Source organism: Microbacterium pullorum, from assembly GCF_014836535.1.
In the GTDB taxonomy this organism is placed as follows: domain Bacteria; phylum Actinomycetota; class Actinomycetes; order Actinomycetales; family Microbacteriaceae; genus Microbacterium; species Microbacterium pullorum.
Genome location: NZ_JACSQP010000007.1, coordinates 40,908 through 63,574 on the forward strand (window position 1 = coordinate 40,908; position 22,667 = coordinate 63,574).

Here is a 22,667-nt window from a genome sequence, read left to right on the forward strand (position 1 = left end):
GGATGTGGGGTGGATACAACGCGGGATCGGGGCGGGGACGCGGGTGGGTGTAGATAGTGACCAATCGGGTTGAGGCTGTGTTGTGGGACACCTACGGTCGGAGCATTCCATTTCCCACCGAGAGGTGACCCATGACTGACGCTGCCGTCCGTCCGACCAAGCCCGCCACCAGCAAGCGCACGCCCGCCGGCGGCGCGCCGACCGCGCCGCACACCGCCGACGAGGCCCACGAGGCCCGCATCGACATCGCCGCGGTCACCGACCTGCTGCTGGGCACGTGGGCTGACACCCGCCGCGAGGCCCGCGAGATGGTCAAAGACCCCGCGCTCTGGCGCGTCGACGGCCTGCCGATGGCCGAGCACCGCGAGCGGGTGCTCGAGCAGCTGCGCATCGTCGTGAGCCACGGCGGCTCCCGCCGCGCGTACCCGAAGGAGTACGGCGGCCTCGATGCCAACGGCGCCAACGTCTCGGCGTTCCTCGAGCTGGTGCTCGCCGACCCCAGCCTGCAGATCAAGGCGGGCGTGCAGTGGGGCCTGTTCGGATCGGCGATCCATCACCTCGGCACGAAGCCCCACCACGACAAGTGGCTGCGCGACGTGATGAACCTCGACCTTCCCGGCGCGTTCGCGATGACCGAGACTGGCCACGGCTCCGACGTCGCCGCCATCGGCACGACCGCGACCTACGACGTCGATGCCGAGGAGTTCGTGATCCACACCCCGTTCCGCGGGGCCTGGAAGGACTACCTCGGCAACGCCGCGCTGCACGGCCGCGCGGCGACGGTGTTCGCCCAGCTCATCAGCGGCGGCGTCAACTACGGCGTGCACTGCTTCTTCGTGCCGCTGCGCGACGAGAACGGCTCCTTCGTCCCCGGCATCGGCGGCGAGGACGACGGCGTCAAGGGCGGACTCAACGGCATCGACAACGGTCGACTGCATTTCGACCAGGTGCGCATCCCGCGTGAGAACCTGCTCAACCGCTACGGCGACATCGCCCCCGACGGCACCTACTCCAGCCCGATCGACAGCCCCGGCCGTCGCTTCTTCACCATGCTCGGCGCGCTCGTGCAGGGTCGGGTGTGCCTCGACGGCGCTGCGACCACCGCCACCGCCGCCGCCCTCACGATCGCCGTGACCTACGGCAACCAGCGTCGCCAGTTCGACAGCGGCAGCGGCACCGACGAGGTCGTGCTGATGGACTATGCGCGCCACCAGCGTCGTCTGCTGCCCCGGCTCGCGGCCACCTATGCCCAGGCCTTCGCCGGCGACGAGCTGATCAAGAAGTTCGACGGCGTGTTCAGCGGCCGCGAGGACACCCCCGACGAGCGGGAAGACCTCGAGACGCTCGCCGCGGCGCTGAAGTCCCTGTCGACGTGGAACGCACTGGACACCATCCAAGAGGCCCGCGAAGCCTGCGGCGGCGCCGGCTTCCTCGCCGAGAACCGGCTCGTGGGCCTGCGTGCCGACCTCGACGTCTACGTAACCTTCGAGGGTGACAACAACGTGCTCCTCCAGCTGGTCGGCAAGCGCCTGCTCAGCGACTATGCCCAGCAGTTCAAGGACGCGGATGCCGCGGCGCTCGCCCGCTTCGCCGTCGGGCAGACCGCGGGCAAGGTCTTCCACGGCGCGGGCCTTCGCCGCCTCGGCCAGACCGTCACCGACTTCGGCTCCACCGCCCGCTCGGTCGAGTTGGGGCTTCGCGCCGATCAGCAGCACGACCTGCTGTCGGGTCGCGTGCAGCAGATGGTCGCCGACGTCGCCGGGCGCCTGCGCCCCGCCGCGAAGATGCCCGCGGCCGATGCTGCGGCACTGTTCAACGAGAACCAGTCCGAGCTCATCGAGGCCGCCCGCGCACACGGCGAGCTGCTGCAGTGGGAGGCCCTCACCGACGGCGTGAACCGCGCCGCCGACGACGGCACCCGCCAGGTGCTCACCTGGCTGCGTGACCTGTTCGGGCTGTCGCTCATCGAGAAGCACCTCGCCTGGCACCTCATCCACGGCCGCCTCTCCACCCAGCGCGGCGCCGCGGTGTCGCGCTACATCGACCGCCTGTGCGCGCGGCTGCGGCCGCACTCGCAGGACCTGGTCGATGCGTTCGGCTTCGCCCCCGAGCACCTGCGCGCCCCCATCGCCTCGGGCGCCGAGCGCGAGCGCCAGCACGAAGCGCGGGAGTACTACGCGGCGCTTGCGGCATCCGGTGACGCACCCGTGTCGGAGAAGGCGCTCAAGAAGCAGAAGAAGTAGAGCCAGCGGCCCGGCACGGCCCCGAGCAACCGGGGTCGTGCCCCCATAGGGTGGCGGGGTGAGCCTGGACATCCGCGTCGGTCCCGACGGCGTCCCGCGCTGCGGGTGGGTCGGCGACGACCCGGAGTACCGCCGCTACCACGACGAGGAGTGGGGGCGGGCGCTGCACGGTGACCGGGAGCTGTTCGAGAAGCTGAGCCTCGAAGGGTTCCAGGCCGGGCTGTCGTGGATCACGATCCTGCGCAAACGCCCCCGGTTCCGCGAGGTGTTCGCGGGCTTCGAACCGACCGTCGTCGCCGCGTTCGACGACGCCGACGTCGAGCGGCTCATGGCGGATGCCGGAATCATCCGCAACCGCGCGAAGATCCTCGCCACGATCCGCAACGCCCGCATCGTCACCGAGATGGCGCCCGGCGAACTCGACGCCCTGATGTGGTCTTTCGCCCCGCCGCCCCGCGCCCGCCCGCAGTCGTTCGCCGACATCAGGGCGACCACGCCAGAGTCCGACGCGATGTCGAAGGAGCTGCGCCGCCGGGGCTTGCGCTTCGTGGGGTCGACGACGATGTGGGCGCTCATGCAGTCGACCGGCATGGTGGACGACCATGTCGCCGGCTGCTGGCGGGCCTGAGCCCGCTCGCGCGCCGATGGGGAGTTCTCCCCACCGACAGGCACTCGACCGCACGTTAGGGTGGTCGAGGCGCCGACTCACGGTCGGACCCGACGCCACGCAAGTCGCTGCTCGACACGACAAGGGGGATCGTTCGTCATGAGGTCCTTTGCGTGGCTTCGTGCGCGCCCGCGCACCCTGGCGTCGGCGAGCGTCGTCACCGTCTCGGCCATCGCGATCACGACGATGGCGTTCCTCTACGAGGGCTTCCCGACCACCGATGTCGAGCTGAATGACGGCTCCGTCTGGGTCACCAAGCAGTCCAGCTACCTCGTCGGCCGCTTCAATGAGGCATCCGAGGTGCTCGACGCGGGGCTGCGCACCGTGTCGGACGAGTACGACATCGTGCAGGACGGGCGCACCGTGCTCGTCATCGACGAGGTCAGCAGCACGCTCGCACCCGTCGACGCGGCGACGGTCGCGACGGTGGGCGACATCGACATCCCGGCCGGCGCGACCGTCGGCGTGGGGGCGGCGACCGTGTCGATGCTCGAGCCGCAGGATGGCACGCTGTGGCTCACCCCGGCCTCCGCGCTCGCCGGGTTCACTCCCGCCGACGACTCGGCGGGCGAATTCGGCAAGGGCGCGGTCGCCGCGACCGGCACCGACGGCACCGTGTACGTCGCCTCGCCCGAGCAGGGCACCGTCACCACCGTGCGCCTCGGGCAGGAGGGCCCGGAATCGTCCAGCGAACCGGTCGACGGGCTCGACGACGGCGATGCGCTGTCGATCACGGTGGCCGGCACCACGCCCGTGCTGCTGAACAAGACCGATGCGCGGCTGTGGGTGCAGGGTCTGGGGCTGCGCGATCTCGAGGGCGTGGCGGATGCCGTGCTGCAGCATCCCTCGCCGTTCACCGAGCACGTCAGTTACGCCACCCCCACAGCACTCGTCACGGTGCCTCTGGGGGACGGCCCGGCCGTCGAGACCGCAGCCGGAGGCAACGGCGCCCCCACAGCGCCCGTCTCGCTCAAGGGCTGTGTCTACGGCGCCTGGGGTGGGTCGGCCCGGTTCGTGCGCGACTGCCCCCAGGACCGCGACGACCTCACCGCCGACATCCCGGGCATGGCCGCGGATGCCGACGTCGTCTTCCGCGTGAACCGCGACGTCGTCGTGCTCAACGACGTCGTCGCCGGCTCCGCGTGGACGGTGACCGAATCGCTCGATCTCGTCGACAACTGGGACGACATCGTGCCGCCGGAGGGGGGAGATGAGACCGAGCAGACCTCCACCGAGGTCGCCCCCGAGACGTCGCTGCCCGAGCGCACCGACGTCAACCACCCGCCGGTCGCCGAGGACGACGACTTCGGCGTGCGCCCGGGTCGCACCACGGTGCTGCCGGTGCTCGACAACGACAACGACGCCGACGGCGACGTGCTCACCGCCGCCGCGCAGGGCGGCGTGAGCCTGGGGGAGCTGGCCCCCATCTACGGCGGCCGCGCGCTGCAGGTGACGGTGCCCGAAGACGCCACCGGAACCGACACCTTCAGTTACGAGGTCAATGACGGGCGCCCGGGCGGCACCGATCAGGCGAACGTCACCGTCGAGGTGCGGCCGTGGTCGGTCAACGAGGCGCCGTTCCAGCGCAAGACGCCGATCGTGGTGGTCGAGCAGGGCGGTCAGATCACCCACGACACCCTGCTGGACTGGGTCGACCCCGACGGCGACGACATGTTCCTGCGGGCCGCGGTGGCCGACGGCGACGACGAGGTGGACTTCACCTCGGGTGGCGAGATCACCTTCCGCGCCGTCGGATCGTTGCAGGGGCGGCGCACCGTGACCGTGACGGTGTCGGACGGCACCGACGACACCACCGGGACGGTGGAGTTCGACGTGCGCCCCGTCGGTACCACCAAGCCCATCACGACGCCCGACCACCTCGTGGTGCGCACGAACGAGAAGACCAGCGTCTCGCCGCTGGACAACGACGTCTCGCCCAGCGGGGCGCCGCTGCGCCTGGCCCGCGTGACCGAGGTCGCCGGCGCCGAGGTGGTGCCCGACTACAACGCGGGCACGTTCACGTTCGTCTCCCCGACCCCCGGGGCCTACTACGTGCAGTACCTCGCCACCGACGGGCCGCAGACGGTCACCGGGCTCGTGCGCATCGACGTGATGACTGCAGCCGACCCCGACGACCCGCCCATCGCGGTACGCGACGTGGCGCTGCTGCCGTCGGGCAAGGACGTGCGCATCGACGTGCTCGCCAACGACTCCGATCCCGCCGGCGGCATCCTCGTCGTGCAGTCGGTCACGGTGCCGCCCGATTCCCGCATATCGGTCGCCGTCATCGACCACCGCTACCTGCTCGTGACCGACCAGTCGGGCCTGGCCCAGTCGGTGACGATCGAGTACCAGATCTCCAACGGCCGGCACTCGGCCACGGGGGACGTCGTGGTGATCCCGATTCCCGCTCCCACCCAGCTGCGCCCGCCGGTGGCCGCCGACGACAACGTGATCGTGCGCGCCGGCGACGTCATCACCATCCCGGTGCTGGACAACGACTACCACCCCAACGGCGACGCCCTCACGGTGCAGCCCACCCTGATCGACCCGCTCATCGACGCGGCCGACGGCGAGGCGTTCGTCTCCGAGAACACGCTGCGCTTCCGCGCCGGCGCCGAGGCGAAGACCGTCTACGCGACGTATGAGGTCGCCGATTCGCTCGGCCAGAAGGATGCCGGGTACGTCACGATCCAGATCGTCGACGTCGACGTCGAGAACAACCAGGCGCCCCGGCCGCGGGACCTCACCGCGCGTGTGCTCAGCGGCACCGAGGTGAAGATCCCGGTTGTGCTCGACGGCATCGACCCCGACGGCGACTCGGTGCAGCTCGTGGGCGTCGCCTCCGCTCCCGCCAACGGCCGCGTGGTCGAGGTGGGGCAGAACTACCTGCGGTACGAGGCGTTCGGCGAATCCACCGGCACCGACGAGTTCACCTACACCGTGCAGGACCGGCTCGGTCGCACTGCGACCGCGGCGGTGCGCATCGGCATCGCGCCGTCGACCGGCACCAACCAGGCACCGTTCGCCGTGAAGGACGTCGTGCTCATGCGACCCGACCGCACCGTGGCGGTGCCGGTGACGATGAACGACTCCGACCCCGAGGGTGACAAGGTGATCCTCGTCGCCGACGGGCTCGAGGTGCCCGAAGGCATCGAAGCGGTCGTCCGGGGCGACCGCGTGGTCATCACGAGCGCCGACGAGCCGGGCACCAAGACACTCACCTACACGATCCGCGATGAGCGTGGCGCCTCGGCGATCGGCGCACTCGTGGTCACCGTCGACCCCGACGTGCCGCTGCAGGCACCCATCGCCCGCGATGACAGGGTCACCATCGCCGACGTCGGCGACCAGCCGCAGGTCGATGTCGAGGTGCTCCTCAACGACGAAGACCCCGACGGGGTGCGCGACGAACTCACCATCACCACCGCCGAGGAGGACGTGCGCGTGCGCTCCGGCGGCATCGTGCGCGTGCCCCTCACCGACACCGCCCGCATCGTGCGGTACGACGTGACCGACGATGACGGCCTGAGCGCATCGGCGTTCATCCACGTGCCCGGCTTCGCGGACCTCCGCCCCTCGCTGGGGACGACCGGCGGCATCGAGGTCACGAGCGGCGAGACGGTGGAGATCCCCCTCGGCGACCACGTCGTCGTCGCCGGCGGCGGCCGGGCGATCATCACCGAGGCGGCGAAGGTCTCGGCCATTCACGCCGATGGTGGGGCGCTGGTGAAGGATGCCACGACGCTCGTCTACACGTCGGCCGACGGTTACAGCGGCGCCGATGCCATCACCTTCGAGGTCACCGACGGCACCGGCCCCGATGACCCCGAGGGCCGCGTCGCAACCCTCACCCTCCCCATCACGGTGCTCCCGCCCGACAACCTGCCGCCGACGCTGTCGGGCGCCGCGATCTCTGTCGCGCCGGGTGAGACCGCCACAACGCTGGATCTGCGAGGCCTGGCATCCGACCCCAACGAAGAGGACGTTCCCTCCCTCGCGTTCCGGCTGGTCGGCGGCGCGCCCGACGGTTTCTCGGCCTCGGTGTCCGACGGGGTGCTGAGCGTCTCGGCCGATGCCTCCACCCCCAAGGGCACCACCGCCACGATCGACGTCTCGGTCACCGACGGCGAGAGCGATCCGGTCACCGCCACGATGACCGCGACCGTCACGGCATCCACCCGCCCGCTCGCGGTCACCACCGACGACATCGTTCCCGAGGCGCACCAGGGCGTGCGGCAGAGCATCGACGTGCTCGCCAACGACCAGAGCCCGTTCCCCGATGAGCCCCTCACCGTCATCGACGCCCAGGTCGAGGTCGGCAGCGTGAGCGCTCAGCCGCGGGTGCTCCCCGGCGGCACGGTCGAGCTGACACCTGCCGACGACTTCGTCGGCAGCCTCGTGGTGCGCTACCGGGTGCAGGATGCCACCGAAGACCCCGACCGCGTCGTCGACGGCCGCATCCGCCTCACGGTGCAGGGCCGCCCCGACGTGCCCGGCACCCCGACCGTCTCGAGCGTGCAGGACCGCACCGTCGTGCTGTCGTGGTCGTCGCCGTCGAATAACGGGGCGGAGATCACGTCGTACGCGGTGACCTCCACCCGCGGCGACTACACCAAGACGTGCGCCTCGACCACGTGCACGCTGGACGGTCTCACCAACAACGTCGAGTACAACTTCACCGTCATAGCGACCAACCGGGTCGGCGAATCCGACCCGTCGGCGCCCTCGGCCACCGCCCGCCCCGACGCGCGGCCCGACACCCCGCAGCCGCCGCAGCTGGTCTTCGGAGACCGCGCGCTCGACGTCTCGTGGACGACGCCGACGACGCCGGGCTCGCCGGTGGAGTCGTTCGACCTCGAGATCTCGCCGGCCCCGCCGTCGGGGGCGACGCAGAAGACCGGTGCCACCGGCAATGCGCTGCGGTGGGAAGGCCTCGAGAACGGCACCTCGTACCAGGTTCGGGTGCGCGCGGTGAACCGGGCGCCCGAGCCCTCCAGCTGGAGCAGCTGGTCGCCGAGCGTGATCCCCGCGGGGCCCCCGGCGGCCCCCGCCGCACCGACGACCCAGCGGCTGTCACCGGTCGGCAGTCAGGCGCAGCTGCAGGTGTCGTGGGCGGCGCCGTACGCCAACGGCGACCCCGTGAGCACGTACAGCCTGCGCGTGCACCACGGCGGCACGGTCGTGAACACCATCCCCGTCGCCGGCGGTCAGACCTCGCAGGCCGTGAACGTCAACGCGTCGACCACCGACTACACCTTCACCGTCGCCGCGAGCAACAAGGCCGGGCAGGGTGCGTTCAGTGCGCCCTCGGCGCCGCGTCGCGCGTTCGTCGCCCCCGGTGCGCCCGGCGCGGTCAGCGCGAGCCCCGGCGATCGGTCGCTGTCCGTCAGCGCCGCCGCCGGCGAGGGCAACGGCGCCAACCCCGGGGAGCTGAACTACGAGTACTCCCTCAACGGAGGCGGGTGGAGCGGCAACTGGGCGAGTCTCGAGAAGGGCGCCACGATCCGCGGCACGATCCCCGGGCTCGCCAACGGCTCGGGGTACACGGTCGCCATCCGCGCGGTGAACAACCTGGACGGCCAGAACTACCCCGGCCCGGGGTCCGCCGGATCCAACCAGGTCGTCCCCTTCGGCAAGCCCAACGCCCCCGGGGCCAGCGCGCAGCGCGACGGCACGGCGGTCGTGCTCGGCTGGTCGGGGCCCGCGCTCAACGGCCGTGACGTGACGGTGCAGATCAGCGTCAACGGCGGCGGCTGGGAGAGCGTCGCAGGCACCGGCAGCCGCCGCGTGGGCAACGACTACGACCAGACGCACTCGATCCGCGTACGCGCCGTCGACACCGAGGGCCAGGTGAGCGGGGAGAACTCCGCACAGGCGTCCACGGCACCGCGGCCCGCGCCGCAGAACGGCGCGCAGACGGTCAAGGGCGCGTACAAGTCCGGATGCAACGTCGCGTGCTACTACTTGGCCGTCACCACGGAGCGCGACTTCCCGGCAGGGAGCTACACCTACAGCTGCCTCGCCAACGGCCGCAAGTTCAACGATTGGGACGGGCCGGTGCACATCGCCGCCGGGACGACGACGCAGATCCAGTGCTGGTACGGCAACGCCGGGCACACGGTGCAGGTGCAGCTCAACGGCATCCCCGGTGCCAGCCAAGCCAAACCCACCACCTGGTGACCGCATGACGAACGAGGAGACAGACCAATGACGATGACGGTGGAGCAGGCGACGTGGTTCCGTGACACCTTCACGCGCCTGGCCGACAACGTCGGGCACGCCGTGCTCGGCAAGGACGAGGTCGTGCGCCTCGTGCTGACGGCCATGCTCGCCGAGGGGCATGTGCTGCTGGAGGACGCCCCCGGCACCGGCAAGACGAGCCTCGCCCGTGCGCTGGCCGCCACCGTGCAGGGCACCAGCAGCCGCATCCAGTTCACCCCCGATCTGCTGCCCTCCGACGTCACCGGCGTCACGATCTACGACCAGGCGAGCCACACGTTCGAGTTCCACAAGGGCCCCGTCTTCGCGCAGGTGGTGCTGGCCGACGAGATCAACCGCGCCTCGCCGAAGACGCAGTCGGCGCTGCTGGAGGTCATGGAGGAGTCGCGCATCACCGTCGACGGCGTCACCCACGACGTGGGCCGGCCGTTCCTGGTGATCGCGACGCAGAACCCCATCGAGCAGGCGGGCACCTACAAGCTGCCCGAGGCGCAGCTCGACCGCTTCCTGCTGAAGACCTCCATCGGCTACCCCGACCTCGCCAGCGCCGAGCGCATCCTCGCGGGCTCCGGCGACCGCAACCCGGTGAGCCGGCTGCAGCCGGTGGTGACCGCCCACGCGGTGGCCGAGATGGCCGACCTCGCCGCCTCGGCCCACGTCGACCCCGTGCTGCTGCGGTACGCCGCCCAGCTGGCCGAGGCCACCCGCGAGACCCGCGAGACGACCCTCGGCGTCTCGGTGCGCGGCATGCTCGCGATCGTACGCGCCGCGAAGGTGCGCGCCGCCTCGGAGGGGCGCCACTACGTGCTGCCCGATGACATCAAGGCGCTCGCCGTGCCGGTGTGGAGCCACCGGCTCGTGCTCGACCCCGAGGCGGAGTTCTCGGGCGTCACGGCGGAAGGCATCGTGCGGCGGGTCCTCGAGGACACGCCGGCACCGCAGGCCCGCGCGGCATGACCGCGGCTGCCGAGCCCGCCACCCCGACGCTGGTGCGCCGGGGCGATCGGGGTGCGCGCGCGGCATCCAGCCCGACGCTGCGCGCCCGGTACGAAGCCTCGGTCGCGCCCACCCTCGCGCCGGTGGCCCGCCAGGTCGCACGTGTTCTGGGCGTGGTCACCCCGCTCGGCTGGGGGGTCATCACGGTGACCCTCGTGGCCACCGTCGCGGGAGCGACTCTGGGCTGGTGGGAGCTGACGACCCTCGCCCTGTGCGGCGCGGCGCTGCTGATGGTGTGTGCGGTGTTCCTCGTCGGCCGCACCCAGTACGACGTGGCCCTGGACCTCACCCGGGAGCGCGTCGTGGTGGGGGAGCGCGCGGTCGGCAACCTGACGCTCGGCAACCCCGGCACCCGCCCGATCCTCCCCGCGCGCGTCATCATGCCCGTCGGGCACGCGCGCCCCGTCTTCGAGGTGCCGCGTCTCGCGGTGGGCGCGACGCACGAAGACCTCTTCGCCATCCCGACCACCCGCCGCGCCGTGCTGACGGTGGGTCCCGTCAGCGCCGTGCGCGGCGACCCGCTCGGAGTCTTCGAGCGCACGCAGGCCTGGAGTGAGCCCGTCGAGCTGTTCGTGCACCCGCACACCGTGGGGCTCGGCGGCATGTCCGCCGGGTTCCTGCGCGACCTCGAGGGCCTGCCGACCCGCGACCTGTCACCCGACGACGTCTCGTTCCACGCGCTGCGCGAGTATGCGCCCGGTGATGACCGCCGTCACGTGCACTGGCGCTCCACGGCGCGCACCGGCACCCTCATGGTGCGGCAGTTCGAAGACACCCGTCGCTCGCACATCGTCGTCACCCTCTCGCGCAACGCCGCCGAGTACGCCGACCCCGAGGAGTTCGAGCTGGCCGTCTCGGCCGCCGGATCCATCGCGATCCAGGCGATGCGCGACGACCGCCAGGTCTCGGTGCTGAGTCAAGACCTCACCCTGCCCACCGTCACCGGGCGCCCGCTGCTCGATGCGCTGTCGGGCATCGAGACCGCTCACGCCGTGCCGTCGACGACCGAGCTCGCCGCGCGGGTGAAGGTCGAGGCGCTGCAGGCGAGCATCGTGGTCATGCTCACCGGCTCGCGGGTGTCGGCCCCCACGCTGCGGGCCGCCGCGACCACCCTGCCCGGCGGTGCACGCGTGCTCGGTGTCTCGTGCACACTCGGCGCCGCCGCGGAGCTGCGCCGACTGGGGGATGCCACTGTGCTCACCCTCGGCGCGCTCTCGGACCTGCCCGTGGCCCTGCGGCGGGTGCTGTCGTGAGCGGGTCGATTCGCCCGCGGCCGCGATTCGCCCGCCGCCACGCCATCGACCTGGGCGCGGTCGCCGCGATGATCGCGGTGGCGATCGTGGGCTTCGGCCCCGCCTTCGACAGTGCGTTCTTCCTCGTCACCGGCTTCGGCGCCCTCGTGCTCGGACTCGCCGTGGCGGCGCTCGGCGCCCTGCTGCGCTGGGGTGTGCTGACCGTCGCCGCCGCGACGGTGGGGGTTTACGTCGTCTTCGGCGGTGCGCTCGCCGTCCCGGCCACGACGATGGGCGGCATCGTCCCCACCCTCGAGAGCCTCATCGCGCTCGCCGGCGGCGTGGTGTTCGCGTGGAAGCAGTTCGTCACGGCGGTCGCGCCGTTCGCGGCATCCGACGCCTTCCTGGTCGTGCCGTTCCTGTCGGTGCTGCTCACCGCCGTGATCGCCGGATCCATCGCGCTGCGCGCGCGGCAGTGGGCGTGGGCGGTGCTCCCGACCGGCGTGCTGCTCGTGCTCGCCATCGCGTTCGGCACGACGCAGACCGCCGTCCCGATCGTCCAGGGTGCGCTGTTCGCGGTCACCGCCGTCGCCTGGGCGGCGTATCGCCGTGCCGTCACCACGCAGCAGTACGCCGCCGAGTCCGGCTCGATCTCGTCGCAGCGGCCCGGCCGCCGCGTGCTCGCCGCGGCCGGGGTGATCGGCCTCGCGGTCGGGCTCGGCGCCGGCGCGAGCGCCGTCGCTGCGCCGTCGGGCCCCCGCTACGTCGTGCGCGACGCGATTCTGCCGCCCATCGACATGCGCGACTACGTCAGCCCGCTGCAGTCGTTCCGCGCGTTCGTGCGTGACAAGGCCGACGAGACCCTGTTCACCGTGTCGGGCCTGCCCGAGGGGGCGCGCGTGCGGCTGGCGACCCTCGACGCGTACGACGGCGTCGTCTACAACGTCGCCAGCGAGGGCGCCGGCGCCTCGGCGAGCTTCCAGCGACTGGGTGACCGCATCCCCGCCGCGGCCCCGGGGGAGCCGGCGACGCTGGACGTCGAGATCGGGGAGCTACGCGGCGTGTGGCTGCCCGACGCCGGGTATCTCACCGGCATCCGCTACGACGGTGACCGGGCCGACGATCTGAAACGTTCGACGTTCTACAACCGCGCCACCGGCGTCGGGGTGGTCACCGCAGGGCTGCGCGAAGGCGACCGCTACACGCTCGACGTGGTCATCCCCCGCACGCCCACGCGCGCACAGCTGGAGGAAGCCGCGGTCGCCCCGCTCGCCCTCCCGCCCCAGCAGGACGTGCCCGAGGGCTCGGCATCGCTGGCGTCGACCATCGTGGGCGGCGCCGACACCCCGTTCGAACAGGCCGATGCGCTGGCGACGACGCTGTCGACGCAGGGGTTCTTCAGCCACGGTCTCGAGGGCGAGGTGATCTCGCGCGCCGGCCACGGGTCGGAGCGCATCCAGTCGCTGCTCGCGACCCCCGAGCGCATGGTCGGCGACGACGAGCAGTACGCCGTCACGATGGCGCTGCTGGCCGGCCAGCTGGGCCTTCCGGCGCGCGTCGTCATGGGTTTCTACCCCGACGAGGATGCCGCCGGCGCCACGTTCGCCGCGACCGGCGAGCACCTGCATGCGTGGGTGGAGGTCGCATTCGACGAGTACGGCTGGGTCGTGTTCGATCCGACACCGCCGGAGGACCAGGTCCCCACCGATCAGCAGACGGTGCCGCAGACCGAACTGCAGCCGCAGACGCTGCAGCCGCCGCCGCCCGCGCAAGATCCGGTCAACCTGCCGCCGGATGTGCCTGAAGACGAGGGCAACGACGACGATGACGACAACGACGCCTTCGCCTGGCTCGCGATCGTCGCGTACATCGCGGCCGCCCTCGGCGTGCTCATCGTGCTCGCGGCGCCCTTCGTCGCCGTGCTGCTGCTGAAGCTGCTGCGCCGCCGTCGCCGGCGCGAACAGGGCGCACCGTCGCAGCGCGCGAGCGGCGCGTGGGCCGAGGTCATCGACACCGCGCGCGACCTCGGGGCGGGCCCCCCGGCCGGTGGCACCCGCCGGGACGACGCGCGCGTGGTCGCCGACACCCTCGCCGCCCCGGCCGTGGTGGCGGTCGCCGAACGCGCCGATGCCGGCGTCTTCGGCCCGGGAGAGCCGGCCGACGCCGACGTGGCGGCGCTGTGGCTCGAGGTCGACGAGGTCGTCGGCGGCATGCGCGGTTCGGTGGGCTTCTGGCGTCGGCTACGCTCTCGGCTGAGCCTGCGGTCGCTGCTCGCGCCCGCCGACAAGGGCACACGCCCGCCGAAGGGTGCCGCGACGCCCGCCGCCACGAAGGACCCGACATGACCTCACCCCGCCCCGAGCCCGCCCGCTATACAGCCGGCGACACCTACGCGATCGCAACGCCGCACGGTGTGGCGATCGTGGCCCCCGGGGTGGACGACGCGGTGGTCGAGGACGTCTGGCGTGCCCTCGCCGCAGGTGAAGGGCTCGCCGCCGTGCTCGACGCGGCCGCGGGAACGCGGGGCTTCGCCGACATGCCGCCGTTCGGTCTGGTGATGCGGGACGAGCCCGCCCGGGTGCTGGTGCGCGGCGACGTGGAGGCGCATGTGACCGATGCCGCCGGGCGCACCTGTGTGCTCAGCGGCGCCGGCGTCGCGACATGGGCCGAGCATGTCGTCGCCGATGCGCACGCCGTCTCGCTCCGCCTCGGTGCGGCACCTGCGGGCGCCGGACTGCCGGTCGTCGACGGCATCGTGCGGGCGGGTGCGGTGACGGTGATGCTCAGCGCCGATGCCGCGTCGCCTGCGATCGCGGCCCCCGCGACCGGGGCGCAGCATGTCGTGCCCGACGCGGCCGAGGCCGAGTCGCCGAAGCAGCCCGCCGAGGCTCCGGAATCCGCCGAGGCGCCGCGATCCGCCGAGGCCCCGCAGCCCGCCGAGGCTCCGGAGCCCGCCGAGGCCGTTCCGACGCTGGCTGATCAGCTCGTGGCATCGGTGCCGGCCTGGGTCAGCGGCGACGCCTCCGCGGCGCGCGCAGCCGTCGTTCCCGAGCAAGCCGACAACGACGAGGCGGCTGCCGCGGCCGCACCCGCGACCGCACCCGCGGCCGCCCCCGCGACCGCGGCCGTCCGGGTGCCGGATCCCGACCCGCTCGACACGGTGCAGTCCGACCGTCGCGGGCGGTTCGCCCATCTGTGGGGCGAGACGGTCATGGCCTCGGTCGCCGCGGCGGCCGTCGCCGACGCCGAGCCCTCGACCGACGATGTCGCCGGGGCACCGTCTCCCGAGCCGCTCGTGCGCGCGGGCGACCACGACGGCGCCACCGTGTCGCTCGCGGCAGCCCGCGCCATGCGCGCGGCGGGCCGCACCGAACTGCCGCCCGTGCCGGCCCCGCCGTCGCCGCAGCAGGGCGTACTGGGTCGACTCGAACTGTCGACCGGTCGCACCGTGCTGCTCGATCGCGACGTCGTCATCGGTCGCCGCCCCCGCGCCACGCGGGTGGGTGACGCCGCGCCGCAGCTGGTGACCGTCGACAGTCCGGGCCAGGACATCTCGCGCAGCCACATCGAGGTGCGACTCGAGGGTGAATCGGCCGTCGTCGTCGACCTCGACACCACCAACGGCACCGTGCTGCACCGCGAGGGCTCCAGCCCCATGCGGCTGCACCCGGGGGAGGCGACCATGCTGCTCGACGGCGACGTGCTGGATCTGGGCGACGAAGTGACCGTGGCCTACCGGGAGTCCTGATGAACGCGTCGCGTCCCCCCGCCGCGCCGCCGGTGCTCCCCGGCTTCACCTACCGCGAGCTGCTCGGCTCTGGCGGGTTCGCCGACGTCTTCCTCTACGACCAGGCGCTGCCGCAGCGCCGCGTGGCGGTGAAGGTGCTGCTGGCCGATCGGCTCAGCGCGACCTCCGTCGCCGACTTCGCCGCCGAAGCCAACATCATGGCCCAGCTGTCGACGCATCCCGCGATCGTGACGATCTACCAGGCCGGGGTCTCCGACGACGGCCGGCCCTACCTCGTCATGGAGTACTGCTCCCGTCCGAACCTGCAGGCCCGCTATCGTCGCGAGCCGTTCTCAGTTGCCGAGACCCTGCGGGTCGGAGTGCAGGTCGCCGCCGCCGTCGAAACCGCCCATCGCGCCGGCATCCTGCACCGCGACATCAAGCCGGCGAATATCCTCGTGACGGAATACAACCGTCCCGCCCTCACCGACTTCGGCATCGCGACCGTCGGCGACAACGAGCAGGAACTGGCCGGCATGTCGATCCCGTGGTCGCCGCCCGAGGCGTTCGCCGAGGCGGGGTCGCCCGGCCGCGCCGGTGACGTCTACGCGCTCGGTGCCACGGTCTACACGCTGCTGGCCGGGCGTTCGCCGTTCGAGATCCCGGGCCAGCGCAACGGCAGCGCCGACCTCATCCAGCGTGCGCTCACGCAGCCGGTGCCGCCGCTCGGCCGGGCCGATGCACCCCCGTCGCTGCAGCGTGTCTTCGAGAGGGCGATGGCCACCGCTCCCGGTGACCGCTACGCCAGTGCGCTGGACTTCGCCCGAGCGCTGCAGCGTGTGCAGCTGGAGCTCAACATGGCGGCGACCCCCATCGACGTCATCGATGAGGCCGTCGACGACGCCCCTGCCGAGGTGGAGGACGGCGGGCTCACCCGCATCCGCGGCATCGTGAGCATCGACCCGTCGCTGCCGCCGCCCATCGTGCGCGCCCCCGGCTCCACCAGCCCGCTCGCCGGCACCACGTCGCCCCCCGCCGCGACGACCGTCGGCGCCACGGTGCTGCGCCCCGGCGCGGTGCAGCCGCCGGTGTGGGACAGTGCGATTCCGGATGCCACGGTGCAACGTTCCGCTCCGCTCGGCTCCCCGGCGGCAGCCGCGCCCTCCCCGGGGTTCGCGGCACCCGCCGAGATGCCGCCCGGCGACGTCGCACCCGTCGCGCCCGAGGCGCAACCCGAGCGGCCCCGCCGCCGCACCGGTGCGCTTGTGGGTGCTGTCGTCGCGGCCGTCGTCGTGCTCGCCGGTGCCGGCATCGCGGTCGCCGCGGCCACCGGCATCCTCGCCCCCGCGCCCGACCCGTCGGCAGCCCCCGACGACGAAGAGCGCCCCATCGACATCCTCCCCACCGGAGGGGTGCCGGCGGTCGCCGACCTCACGGGCACCGTGGCGGGCGAGACGGTCACATTCACGTGGCGCAACGCCGAACCCGAAGAGGGCGACACCTACCTGTGGGCGGTGCAGCGCCTGGGTGAGGAGTCACGCATGGAATCGACCGATCAGACCACCGTCACCGTGCCGGTCGAACCCGGCGGACGCACCTGTGTGGAGGTCACCCTCGTGCGCGCCGACCGGCAGAGCTCACCGCTTGCCGAGACCTGCGCGCCCTGAGATCAGACGGTGGCAACCGGGCCGGTCTCGCCGGTGTGCGAGAGCACCTTGACGATGATGCCGCGCCGGCGCAGCTCCGTGATGGTGCGCGATTCCTCGTCGACGTCGCGACCCAGGGCGCGAGCTGTGGCGACCACGACGACATCGCCGTTCGAGAGGCGGCCGAACAGGCGCGTGAGTCGCTCCTGCCAGGTCTCCATCGTCTCGGGAGCGGGGTGGCGGAAGCCTTCGATCGGCACGCCGAAGCGTGACAGTTCGTCGCGCTGACGCACGATCGACGGCATGTCGTCGCGGGCGACGACCAGCCCCACGAGCCGGGCACCGGCCGGCCGGGCCAGCCACCAGTCGCGCGACTGCTCCAGGTCGCGGAACGCCGGCGGCAGCGCAGCCGGGTCCACCGGCAGCGCGATCGATTCGGCGTAGTCGGCGGGCGCGCGGTGCACGGCGGCATCCTGCGGCGTGACATCGGTCATCGTGGGCTCCTCGGTCATGTCCATTGTCCCGCACCACGGCCGCGGGCCGCTTACTCTTCGCCGTCCAGACGCAGGCGCAGGCTCAGCTCGTCGGCATCGAGCTCGGCCAGCGCATGACGCAGCGCCGCCGATCCGATGCCGCTGCGCGCCAGTGACGCCAGCCGCACCCGCATCGCCGTGATGAGGGCGAGGCGCAGCTCCAGCCCGTCCCGGTGCGCCAGTGACTCGTCGTCGTCGGGTGGCTCGGCCAGCCGGGACCCCACGCGCTGGATCAGGTCCGGCGGAAACGGGGTGCCGTCGCGGCGGTGGAGCCCCGGCCGGGTCAGCGCGTCGGTCGCGGCCGCACGCAGCTCGTCGTCGATGCGGTCCTGCTCGTCGCGGGTGAGGGCGTCGTTCTCGGGCGGCAGTCGCAGCAGGCGCGCGAAGGCGGGCAGCGTGAAGCCCTGCACGAGCAGGCTGATCACCGCGACGAGGAACGCGGTGAGGATGAGCAGCTCCCGCGACGGTGTCTCCCGGGGCAGGGTCTGGGCGGCGGCCAGCGTGACGACGCCGCGCATGCCCGCCCACACGATGATGCCCCCGTGCTTCCACCCCAGCGGCGACGCCTGGTAGTAGTCGAGATCGGCCAGCGAGCGGGTCAGCCGCTTGCGCAGCGACGCGATGCGCCGCTCGCGGTGCGCGCCGCGCCGGTGCGCGGGGAGCGGAGCGTCGTCGTGCTCGAAGGCGTCGAGTCGGGCGCCGAACTCATCGAGTCGCTCCCGCTGCTTGCCGCGCGCGCGACGGCCCTGCAGCAGCACGATGAGCGCGACGTAGCCGGTGCGCACCACCAGCACGATCGCCAGTGCCGCCAGCGCCAGCCACACCGCGCGCAGCGGCCCGTCGTTCTCGGCGACGTTCTCGTTCCAGATGTCCTTGAGCTCCAGGCCCATGATGAGGAACACGGCGCCCTCGAGCACGAGCTCGACGGTGCGCCAGTTGAGGGTGTCCGACAGCCGCTGCTCGGCGGTGAACCAGCGCGCCGACCCCTGACCGGTGACGATTCCGGCGACGACGGCGGCGACCAGTCCCGACCCGCCGAGCTGTTCGGTGGGCAGATACGCCACGAACGGCACGGCGAAGCCGACGGCGGTGTTCGCGGCGGAGTGCCCCACCCACGCGCGGAAGCGCAGGTTCGCCCACCCCACAAGTGCGCCGACGATGAGGGCGACCACGACGCCCCACGCGAACGCCCCGACGAACTCGCCGACGGCCACCGCGCCGCCTGCGGCGACGGCGGCGATGGCGGTGCGCAGCAGCACGAGGGAAGTCGCATCGTTGAGCAGGCTTTCGCCCTCGAGCATCGTCACCACCCGCGGCGACAGGCCCAGCCGCTTCACGATCGAGGTCGCGACGGCATCCGTCGGGCTGAGAATCGCCCCCAGTGCGATGGCCGACAGCAGCCCGAGCCCGGGGATCACCCAGGTGAAGAACAGTCCCAGCGCGAGTGCGCTGATCACCACCAGCACCACCGAGAGCCCGGCGATCGGCCCGAAGTCGCGGCGGAACTCGATCGCCGGCAGCGACACCGCCGCCGAGTACAGCAGGGGCGGCAGGATGCCGACGAGGATGATCTCCGGGTCGATCTCCACCGCCGGGATGAACGGCAGCAGACTCACCCCGAGCCCCACGATCACCAGCAGCAGGGGCCCCGCGATGTTCACCCGCGGGGCGAGCGCCGTGGCCGTGGCGATCACGAGCACCCCGAGGATCGCCAGCACGATGGCCGCATTCATCTCACACCTCCGTCGGGACGATTCTGGTCCTTCGGACCCGTTTGCGGACTGCGAATGTCCGCAGAAGGGGGCATGCTGGGGTGCGCACGAGGAAGGACTGCCATGACCGACACCGCCGCAGGGGGCGCCGTCGGCGCTCCCGCCGTCCCCGACACCCACGATGTCATCCGCGTCGTCGGTGCGCGGGAGAACAATCTCCGGGGCGTCAGCATCGACCTGCCCAAGCGCCGGCTGACCGTGTTCACGGGAGTGAGCGGGTCGGGTAAGTCCTCGCTCGTGTTCGGCACCATCGCCGCCGAGTCGCAGCGGCTGATCAACGAGACCTACAGCACCTTCGTGCAGGGGTTCATGCCCACGCTGCCCCGCCCCGACGTCGACCTGCTCGAGGGTCTGACCACTGCGATCCTCGTCGACCAGGAGCGCATGGGCGGCAATTCCCGCTCCACCGTCGGCACCGCCACCGATGCGCATGCGATGCTGCGCATCCTCTTCAGCCGGCTCGGTCAGCCGCACATCGGCTCGCCGCAGGCCTTCTCGTTCAACGTGCCCTCGGTCAGCGGATCCGGGGCGATGAAGGTGGGCGACAAGAAGGCCGTCACCCGCGACTTCACCGTGACCGGCGGCATGTGTCCGCGCTGCGAGGGGACGGGGGAGATCAGTGACATCGACCTCGACGAGCTGTTCGACCGCACCAAGTCGCTCGCCGAGGGGGCGATGACCGTCCCCGGCTACAGCGTCGACGGGTGGATGGTGCGCGGCTTCACCGAGTCGGGGTTCGTGGATGCCGACAAGAAGCTCGCCGACTTCACCGAGCAGGAGTGGCAGGACTTCCTCTACAAGGAGCCGACGAAGGTCAAGATCCAGGGGATCAACATGACCTACGAAGGTCTCGTCCCCAAGATCACCAAGAGCTTCCTGCAGAAGGACCGCGACTCCCTGCAGCCGCACGTCCGCGCGTTCGTCGACCGTGCCGTGAAGTTCACGCCGTGCCCCGAATGCCACGGCACGCGGCTCAGCGAAGCGGCACGATCGTCGACGATCGGCGGGGTGAGCATCGCGGATGCCGCGGCGATGCAGATCACCGACCTCGCCGCCTGGCTGCGCACCATCGACGACGCGTCGGTCGCCCCGCTGCTGGCGGGGCTGCGCGACACGATCGACTCGTTCGTGGAGATCGGGCTCGGCTACCTCTCGCTCGACCGCGCGTCGGGCACCCTCTCGGGCGGCGAGGCGCAGCGCACCCGCATGATCCGCCACCTCGGTTCGGCGCTCACCGACATCACCTACGTCTTCGACGAGCCGACTGCGGGGCTGCACCCCCACGACATCCAGCGGATGAACGCGCTGCTGCGGCGGCTGCGCGACAAGGGCAACACGGTGCTCGTCGTCGAGCACAAGCCCGAGGTCATCGACATCGCCGACCACGTCGTGGACCTCGGTCCGGGCGCCGGTCGCGACGGCGGGCACATCATGTACCAGGGCGACGTGGCGGGGCTGCGCGCCTGCGACACCGTCACCGGACGCCACCTCGACCACCGGGCCCGGCTGAAGGACGCCGTGCGCCCGCACCGGGGCGCCCTGCCCATCCGCGGTGCGAGCCAGCACAACCTGCGTGACGTCGACGTCGACATCCCCCGCGGGGTGCTCACGGTGGTCACGGGGGTCGCCGGCTCGGGCAAGTCCTCGCTCATCCACGGCAACCTCACCGCCTTCGACGATGTCGTGATGGTCGACCAGTCCGCCATCCGGGGGTCCCGCCGCAGCAACCCGGCCACCTACACCGGCGTGCTCGATGTCATCCGCACCGCGTTCGCCAAGGCCAACGGCGTGAAGCCGGCGCTGTTCAGTGCCAACTCTGCGGGCGCCTGCCCCGCCTGCAAGGGACTCGGCGTGATCATCACCGAGCTGGGCTTCATGTCGACCGTCGAGACGGTGTGCGAGGTCTGCGAGGGCCGGCGGTTCACCGACGAGGTGCTGGAGTACCGGCTGAACGGCAAGAACATCGACGAGGTGCTCTCGATGCCGGTGGGGGAGGCGGCGGAGTTCTTCGGCAGCGGTCCGGCGCACACGACGCTTTCCCGCATGGTCGACGTCGGGCTGTCGTACCTGACGCTCGGGCAGCGCCTGAACACGCTCTCCGGCGGTGAGCGGCAGCGGCTGAAGCTGGCCATCAGCATGGCCAAGAAGGGCGCGGTCTACGTGCTCGACGAGCCGACGACGGGCCTGCACCTCGCCGACGTCGACAACCTGCTCGGCATGCTCGACCGCCTCGTGGATGCCGGCAACACCGTCGTCGTGATCGAGCATCACCAGGCGGTCATGGCGCACGCCGACTGGATCGTCGATCTCGGCCCGGGGGCGGGCCGCGACGGCGGCACGATCGTGTTCGAGGGCACCCCCGCCGATCTCGTCGCGGTGGGCGACACGCTCACCGCGCAGCACCTGCGCGCGTACGTCGCCGGTTAGGGCGGGGCGGCGGTCGGGCAGGGCGTCGGCGGGTCGGCGGGTCGTGGGTCAGAGGGCGGCGCGGCGGTCGGGCGTCCGCGCGGAGGCGGCGGCGCGGGCCCGGGCCCGGGCAAGCGAGCGGGGCGCGGGTGCCGGGCGCCGGGTGAGCGGTCAGCGCGCCGAGGTCAGAGGGCGCCGAGGGCGAGCACCGCGTCGCGCTCGGCGGCCAGCTCGGCGACCGATGCCGCGAGCCCGGCGCGCACGCGCTCGCCGAGGTCGAGGCCCTCGACGACGCGGTAGCCCGACCCGTCGCTGGTCACCGGGAACGAGCACACCAGTCCTTCGGCCACCCCGTATTCGCCGCGCGAGACCAGCGCCGCCGACGTCCAGCCGTCGTGGGTTCCTCGCGCCTCGTCGCGTACGTGCGCGATGACGGCGTTGGCCGCCGACGCGACCGACGACGACCCCCGCACCTCGATGATCTCCGCGCCGCGGCCGGCGACCCGCGGGATGAACACGTTGTCGAGCCACGCGACCGCGGCATCCGCGCCGCCCAGGCGCTGCGCGAGCGCGTCGACGACAGGCACCCCGTCGACCGTCGCGTGCGAGACATCGGGGAACTGGGTGTTGGAGTGGTTGCCCCAGATCGTCACGTCGCGCAGGTGCGACGGCGAGACGTCGAGGGCGGATGCCAGCTGCCCGAGCGCCCGGTCGTGGTCGAGCCGGGTGAGCGCGCTGAACCGGTCGGCGGGCACGCCCTCGGCGGCGGTCGCGGCGATGAGCGCATTGGTGTTCGCGGGATTGCCCACCGCCAGCACCCGCACGTCCGCGGCCGCGTGAGCGGCGATGGCGGCGCCCTGCGGGCCGAAGACACCGGCGTTTGCGGCCAGGAGGTCGGCGCGGTCCTGGCCCGCCGCCCGCGGGCGGGAACCCACCAGCAGGGCGCGGTTCGCACCGGCGAACGCGACGGCCGGGTCGTCGGTCACCTCGACGTCGCGCAGCAGCCCGAAGGCGCAGTCCTGCAGTTCCAGCGCTGCGCCCTCGGCCGCCCGCACCCCCTGCGGGATCTCCAACAGTCGCAGCCGCACCGGCCGGTGGGGGCCGAGCATGTCGCCGGCGGCGATGCGGAACAGCAGCGCGTAGCCGATCTGGCCCCCGGCGCCGGTGATGGTCACGGTGACGGGAGCGGCATCCATCCGACGAGCATATCCACGCCGCCGCGC

Annotated in this window: 12 protein-coding genes; 9 read left to right on the plus strand and 3 right to left on the minus strand. The window is 72.2% G+C overall.

Annotated features, from left to right (window positions below):
- Positions 1–131: 131 nt before the first annotated feature.
- The 8 genes from H9651_RS11820 (at position 132) to H9651_RS11855 (ending at position 16,754) form a co-directional block, all read left to right on the plus strand.
- Entirely contained in the window at positions 132–2,243 is a 2,112-nt protein-coding gene (locus tag H9651_RS11820; RefSeq protein ID WP_191719532.1) for an acyl-CoA dehydrogenase family protein, read from the plus strand.
- Between the two features lie 64 nt (positions 2,244–2,307).
- Positions 2,308–2,871, plus strand: a complete 564-nt coding sequence (locus H9651_RS11825) for a DNA-3-methyladenine glycosylase I (protein ID WP_191719590.1) — start codon at positions 2,308–2,310, stop codon at positions 2,869–2,871.
- Between the two features lie 138 nt (positions 2,872–3,009).
- Positions 3,010–9,093, plus strand: a complete 6,084-nt coding sequence (locus H9651_RS11830; RefSeq protein WP_191719533.1) for an Ig-like domain-containing protein — start codon at positions 3,010–3,012, stop codon at positions 9,091–9,093.
- A gap of 27 nt (positions 9,094–9,120) precedes the next feature.
- A complete protein-coding gene (locus H9651_RS11835; RefSeq protein WP_191719534.1) occupies positions 9,121–10,089 on the plus strand; it encodes an AAA family ATPase in 969 nt (322 codons plus the stop codon).
- Complete coding sequence (locus H9651_RS11840; RefSeq protein WP_191719535.1) at positions 10,086–11,381, plus strand: DUF58 domain-containing protein; 1,296 nt, start codon at positions 10,086–10,088, stop codon at positions 11,379–11,381. Before H9651_RS11835 ends, H9651_RS11840 begins: the two co-directional genes overlap by 4 nt.
- Positions 11,378–13,705 carry a transglutaminase family protein gene (locus H9651_RS11845; protein ID WP_191719536.1) on the plus strand — a complete coding sequence of 776 codons (2,328 nt, stop codon included), beginning with the start codon at positions 11,378–11,380 and terminating at the stop codon, positions 13,703–13,705. Before H9651_RS11840 ends, H9651_RS11845 begins: the two co-directional genes overlap by 4 nt.
- On the plus strand, positions 13,702–15,108 hold the full coding sequence (locus H9651_RS11850; protein WP_191719537.1) for an FHA domain-containing protein: 1,407 nt from the start codon (positions 13,702–13,704) through the stop codon (positions 15,106–15,108). The genes H9651_RS11845 and H9651_RS11850 overlap by 4 nt, the downstream gene beginning before the upstream one ends.
- Positions 15,108–16,754, plus strand: a complete 1,647-nt coding sequence (locus H9651_RS11855; protein WP_191719538.1) for a serine/threonine-protein kinase — start codon at positions 15,108–15,110, stop codon at positions 16,752–16,754. The genes H9651_RS11850 and H9651_RS11855 overlap by 1 nt, the downstream gene beginning before the upstream one ends.
- A 2-nt stretch (positions 16,755–16,756) precedes the next feature.
- On the opposite strand, the gene H9651_RS11860 is transcribed toward H9651_RS11855, so the two are convergent.
- Both H9651_RS11860 and H9651_RS11865 read right to left on the minus strand, forming a co-directional pair.
- Positions 16,757–17,227, minus strand: coding sequence for a recombinase family protein (locus H9651_RS11860; RefSeq protein ID WP_191719539.1), 471 nt, complete (start codon positions 17,225–17,227; stop codon positions 16,757–16,759).
- Positions 17,228–17,277: 50 nt separating this feature from the next.
- Positions 17,278–18,999: a cation:proton antiporter gene (locus tag H9651_RS11865; protein ID WP_191719540.1), complete on the minus strand. Its 1,722-nt coding sequence runs from the start codon at positions 18,997–18,999 to the stop codon at positions 17,278–17,280.
- Positions 19,000–19,101: 102 nt separating this feature from the next.
- On the opposite strand from H9651_RS11865, the gene H9651_RS11870 reads away from it, so the two are divergent.
- A complete protein-coding gene (locus H9651_RS11870; protein WP_191719541.1) occupies positions 19,102–21,465 on the plus strand; it encodes an ATP-binding cassette domain-containing protein in 2,364 nt (787 codons plus the stop codon).
- Between the two features lie 164 nt (positions 21,466–21,629).
- On the opposite strand, the gene H9651_RS11875 is transcribed toward H9651_RS11870, so the two are convergent.
- Complete coding sequence (locus H9651_RS11875; RefSeq protein WP_191719542.1) at positions 21,630–22,640, minus strand: malate dehydrogenase; 1,011 nt, start codon at positions 22,638–22,640, stop codon at positions 21,630–21,632.
- Positions 22,641–22,667: the final 27 nt, after the last annotated feature.

What these genes read in the sequence shown, in the direction of transcription:
- H9651_RS11840 (WP_191719535.1), top strand. Translation starts at nt 10,086, where the DNA reads ATGACCGCGGCTGCCGAGCCCGCCACCCCGACGCTGGTGCGCCGGGGC.
- H9651_RS11875 (WP_191719542.1), bottom strand. Translation starts at nt 22,640, where the DNA reads ATGGATGCCGCTCCCGTCACCGTGACCATCACCGGCGCCGGGGGCCAG.
- H9651_RS11860 (WP_191719539.1), bottom strand. Translation starts at nt 17,227, where the DNA reads ATGACCGATGTCACGCCGCAGGATGCCGCCGTGCACCGCGCGCCCGCC.
- H9651_RS11835 (WP_191719534.1), top strand. Translation starts at nt 9,121, where the DNA reads ATGACGATGACGGTGGAGCAGGCGACGTGGTTCCGTGACACCTTCACG.
- H9651_RS11865 (WP_191719540.1), bottom strand. Translation starts at nt 18,999, where the DNA reads ATGAATGCGGCCATCGTGCTGGCGATCCTCGGGGTGCTCGTGATCGCC.
- H9651_RS11855 (WP_191719538.1), top strand. Translation starts at nt 15,108, where the DNA reads ATGAACGCGTCGCGTCCCCCCGCCGCGCCGCCGGTGCTCCCCGGCTTC.
- H9651_RS11850 (WP_191719537.1), top strand. Translation starts at nt 13,702, where the DNA reads ATGACCTCACCCCGCCCCGAGCCCGCCCGCTATACAGCCGGCGACACC.
- H9651_RS11870 (WP_191719541.1), top strand. Translation starts at nt 19,102, where the DNA reads ATGACCGACACCGCCGCAGGGGGCGCCGTCGGCGCTCCCGCCGTCCCC.
- H9651_RS11820 (WP_191719532.1), top strand. Translation starts at nt 132, where the DNA reads ATGACTGACGCTGCCGTCCGTCCGACCAAGCCCGCCACCAGCAAGCGC.
- H9651_RS11830 (WP_191719533.1), top strand. Translation starts at nt 3,010, where the DNA reads ATGAGGTCCTTTGCGTGGCTTCGTGCGCGCCCGCGCACCCTGGCGTCG.